Source organism: Microvirga sp. P4_G7 (assembly GCF_056401005.1).
This window is the reverse complement of the sequence record NZ_JBFUKD010001147.1, coordinates 1-603: the sequence shown is the minus strand read 5'-3', so window position 1 is coordinate 603 and position 603 is coordinate 1. Positions and strand designations below refer to the sequence as shown.

General features: G+C 54.7%; 2 protein-coding genes. Both read right to left on the bottom strand.

The features are described from left to right. On the bottom strand, nucleotides 1–275 hold a 275-nt coding region (locus AC1DT3_RS23550), incomplete at its 3' end, for a response regulator (RefSeq protein ID WP_477467566.1). A gap of 9 nt (nucleotides 276–284) precedes the next feature. Continuing rightward, a partial coding sequence (locus AC1DT3_RS23545) for a sensor histidine kinase (protein ID WP_477467565.1) occupies nucleotides 285–603 on the bottom strand: 319 nt, incomplete at its 5' end.

The following is a 603-nucleotide window of genomic DNA, read 5'->3' as shown; positions in this document are numbered from 1 at the left end:
TCGTTACGGTCGGCAAGTGCGGTGAGGAAGATGAACGGCACGTCCGAAAGCGAGCCTTGCTCCCTCATCACCTTCAGCACATCGTAGCCACCGAGACCGGGCATGGTGATGTCGCAAAGCACCAGGTCGGGTCGGTGGCGTTCGAGGATCGCGAGAGCCTCCTGCCCGTTCGCAGCCTGCAAGACATCGTAATTGGCCGCGACGAGTTCTTCCGCGATGTCGGTTCGAAGATCTTCTTCGTCCTCGATGCACAGGATCGTGGGCTGAGTATTCATTGTTCGAACTCACGCAGCTTCCGAGGATTGATCGACATTCGATATGGGCAGGTCGAAAGTAAAAACCGATCCGACTGCCTCATGACTTTGAACCTGAATTTGCCCACCATGTAAATGCATGATTTTCTGAGCAAAATTAAGTCCTATTCCCGTACCGGCAATACCGGACGCAGTCCTGGCGCGGTAGAAGCGGTCGAAAATCTTTGACAGCTCGTCGGAAGGAATTCCGATCCCGGAATCCGCAACCGAGCAAAATGCCCGGTCGGCGTCCAGCCAAAGCTTGATCTTCACCCGTGGATTCTCCCCCGAATACTTGATCGCATTGGAG